The 4,285-nt window shown below is 66.3% G+C and carries 1 protein-coding gene; it reads right to left on the reverse strand.

Going from position 1 to position 4,285, the window contains the following annotated elements:
* Positions 1–4,285: condensation domain-containing protein (locus tag BST27_RS29660; protein ID WP_139805457.1), on the reverse strand; the 4,285-nt coding region annotated here is incomplete at both ends.

The following is a 4,285-nucleotide window of genomic DNA, read 5'->3' on the forward strand; positions in this document are numbered from 1 at the left end:
TACCCAACCCCCACACCCGAACCGGCCACATACAACTCCCCCACCACACCCACCGGCACCGGCCGCAACCAGCCGTCGAGGACGAACAGCGCCGTGGTCGAAACCGGCTTACCGATCGGCGCCACCCCGGAGCCCTCGATCGTCCCCTTTTCGAGTGGAGCGGTCATGGACGCGTAGACCGTAGTCTCGGTCGGGCCGTAGGCGTTGATCACGACTCGCCCTGGCACCCAACGATCTACCACATCGGCCGGGCAGGACTCCCCGCCGAGCAGTATCGCCGTGGGGCCCAGCACCTTTGGTGATAGCGCCGTCACCGCCGACGGGGTCTGAGTGAGGACGTTGACGCCATCGCGGATCAGCAGGGCCTGGAATTCCTCCGGCGAACGAGCCACCGCATCGGGCACCACGACCAGCCGACCGCCGGTCAGCAGCGCGGCCCAGATCTCCCACACCGAGAAGTCGAAGGCATACGAATGACATTGCGTCCATACCTGATTCGTCGGCAGCTGGGGAGGTGTCGACGCTGCCAGATGGGCCAGGTTGCGGTGGGTGACGGCAACCCCTTTGGGCGTGCCCGTCGTTCCCGAGGTGTAGATCAGGTAGGCGAGGTCATCGGGCGTCGCCGCCCCCAACCCACCAGACAAGGGCGCGCTGGAGTACCGTTGCGCGTCTTCGACATCAACCACCGAAACGTCCTGTCCAGCCACGCGCGTGCGCAGGCTCTCCGTGGTGACGACCGCGCTCGGATTGGCATCGGCGAGCATGAAGGCAATGCGGGTCTCGGGCAACTCCGGGTCGACCGCCAAGTACGCCGCCCCCGTCTTGAGCACCGCGAGCATCGCCACGACCGCGTCGGCGCAGCGGGGCATCAGTAGGGCCACGCACCGCCCGGGTCGTACGTCTGCCCCAATTAGCAGGCGCGCCAGCCGGTTCGACGCCTCATCGAGTTCGGCGTAGGTGAAAGACTGCGCACCAAAGCTCACCGCCACCGCATCCGGGATACGGGCTGCCTGAGCGGCGAACAGCACCGGAACCGACGCACTACCTTCCTCGACCGCCGGCCGGGTCAATACCGACCGATGACCCCACTCATCGAGCCGGGCACGTTCGGCACGGTCAAGCGTATCGATCGACGACACCCGCTGCGAGGCAGCGGCGTTCATCGCCACCAGTACCCGGAGGAACCGCTCTAGCAGCGTGTCGATGGCGGCGGAGTCGAACACATCGGTATCGAATTCGACACGAAGACCCAGTTCGGCCGCGGGAACGGCCTGCACCGTCAGCGGATAGTGGTTGTATTCCCGAGCGGTGAAATCGGTTATGGACCAGCCGTTTTCCCTTGACAAGGTCGCAGTGTCCACCGGGTAGTTCTCGAACACGAACAGGGTGTCGAACAGCTGGTTGTGACCTGTGACGCGGTGGATCTCGCTGAGTGCCAGATGCTGGTGGTCCAGGGTGCGTTGGTAAGCGTCGTGCAACTGGCTGATCAACTCGGCGGTGCTCGTCGTGGCGGTGGCGGTGGCTCGGACCGGCACCGTGTTGATCAACAACCCGACCATCGATTCGGAGCCGGCTATTTCGGTGGGTCGTGCTGAGATGGTGGTCCCGAACACCACGTCACGCTGACCGGTCAACCCCATCAGCAGCAGCCCAAATCCAGCCTGCAACACCATGTTCAGGGTGGTGTGGGCTGATCGGGCCAGCTCGTTGAGTCCGCTTGTGACGTGCGCGGGAACCTGCGCCGATGCAACGCCGCGTTGCCCCGACCCCACCCGATTCGCCGGCCCCACCAACGTCGGGGTATCGATACCGCACAACACCGCACCCCATGCGGCACGGGCGGCGTCAGCGTCACGATCGGCGAGCCAGCCGATGAATTTGCGATACGCGACCGGCGTGGGCAACCGCTGCCCTTGATAGGCGGCGAAGATCTCACCTATCAGGATCGGCAGTGACCAGCCGTCCAGCACAATGTGGTGGTTGGTCAACACGAACCGGTACCGTTCGGGTTGGGTACGGATCAGCGCCGCCCGAAACACCGGCCCACCCAACAGATCACACACCGCGGTCCGCTCTGCGGCGGCCACCGATGCGACCTGTTCTTCCACATCGTCGCCACCGTCGGCGGTCAGGTCGACATAGCGCCACGGCGCCGCAGGATCGATTTCGATGACCTGCACCGGCTCAGCGAACCGGTCACAGAAACGCGCAGTCAGCTGCGGGTGCCGGCAGATCACCAACTGCACCGCGTCTCTGAGACGGCGCGCGTCCAGCTGGCCGGCAATGCTGATGGTGAGCTGCACCGCATACAGTTCGTCGTCATCCGGAGTCGTGACGGTGTGAAACAGCAATCCCTGCTGCAATGGCGTCAACGGCAGGATGTCAACGACCCGATACTGTTGCTGCAGTTGGTCGATCTGCGCCTGGTTCAGTCGGGCTGGTGCGATGTCCGATGGGCTCAACCCGCCCCCACCCTGGCGCACATGTGCGCAGATCCCGCTCAGGGCCTCAATCCACAACCGGCTCAACCGGTCGACGCGCTCTTCATCCAAAACCGAAGGCGCATAACGCCACTCCGCCTGCAACCGCGGGCCACCTTCGCCGTCCACAGTGACGGCGTTGAGTTCCACCGAATGCGCTAGCGGCATCGGAATCGCCGCGGCCACCCCACTGACCGTCGCCACACCCTCATGGCGGGGTTCCCAGCCGCCCCCGGAGAGCGCGGCCTCACCGGCTACTCGGCCCAGGTAGTTGAATCCGATCACCGGGTCGGCGCCGCCCAGGTCGACCTGTTCGTTCAGATACCGCAGCACCCCGTAGGTCACACCTGGGGGCAGGGCACGCAGTTGCTCCTTGGCGGCTTTGACCAGTGTCCCCACACCTGGTCCGCCGGCCACCACCTGCGCCCAGTCCAAACCCGCAAAGCCCAGCGCCACCGGGTACTTCGCGGTGAACCAACCCACCGTGCGGGACAAATCAACACCAGTGCCGACCTCTTCGTCGCGGCCATGGCCCTCGACATCAACACCGATCCGCGCCGACCCCGCACCCAACAACTGCGCCAATGCCAAGCCGAACGCGATCAGCAAAATATCTTGAACACCGGCATGAAACGCCGCGGGAGCCTCGCCCAGCAGCATCGCGGTGGTCTCGACATCCAGCTGCATCGACAAACTGCCCGCAGTGTCGTAGCTGTCGGTCCCCGGCCCCGGCAACGCCGGTGGCGTGGCCGCCACCTCCGACCAGGTCTCGGCCAATCTGGTGATCTCGTCGCGGTGAGCGTAATCGGCCAACAGCTCCGACCACCGGGTGAACGACGTCGCCACCGCCGGCAAGAGGATCTGTTGACCGTTGTGGTGTTGGGCCCAGGCGAGGTTGAGGTCTTCCAGCAGGATTCGCCAGGAAACACCGTCGATGGCCAGGTGATGAATGATCACGGCCAATTGCCCGCTTGCGGCGGCCCATACCGCGGCCAGCATGACCCCACCCGCGGGATCGAGCCGCTCGCGGGCCTGGATCACCGCCGCTTGCGACAGTTCGTTCACCGTGTGCAGGCAGGTGCGCGCGTCGACCGCGCCGGGGTCCTGGGTGCTCAGCGACCACCCCGCCACGCCGTCGTCGTCCACCCGCAACCGCAGCATGGCGTGGCGATCGATCAGCGCCTGCAACAGCGCCACCACATCGGCCGCGCCGGCCCCGGCCGGGGCTTGCAACACCAACGTCTGGTTGAACTGATCGACCCCACTGCCCAGGGCGCCCCGTTGACGCAGCCAGCACATGATCGGGGTCGCCGCCACCGGCCCCACACCCTCATCGGCCGGCGCCTCGCCGACCTCGGCGACCTCAGCGACCCGGGCCAGGCGGGCCACCGACTGCTCGACGAACACATCGCGTGCCCGACACGACAACCCGGCCGCGCGCGCCCGGGCCACCACCTGCATCGACAGGATGCTGTCCCCGCCCAGTTCGAAGAACGAGTCATCCACGCTGACCCGGTCCAGGCCCAGGACCTGGGCGTAGATGCCGGCCAGCAGTTCTTCCACCGCGGTAGCGGGGGCGCGGTAGTGGTTGCCGGTGTATTCCGGTGCCGGCAGGGCGCGGGTGTCGAGTTTGCCGTTGACCGTCAACGGCACCGCGCCGATGACTACGATCGCCGCGGGCACCAGATACGCCGGGAGCCGCTCGGCCAACGCGGCGCGCAAAGCGGTGGGGTCGGCGGTGCCGGTGACATAACCAACCAGGCGCTTGTCCCCGGGGCGGTCCTCGCGGGCGATCACCACCGCTT

The organism is Mycobacterium intermedium, assembly GCF_002086275.1.
Classification (GTDB): domain Bacteria; phylum Actinomycetota; class Actinomycetes; order Mycobacteriales; family Mycobacteriaceae; genus Mycobacterium; species Mycobacterium intermedium.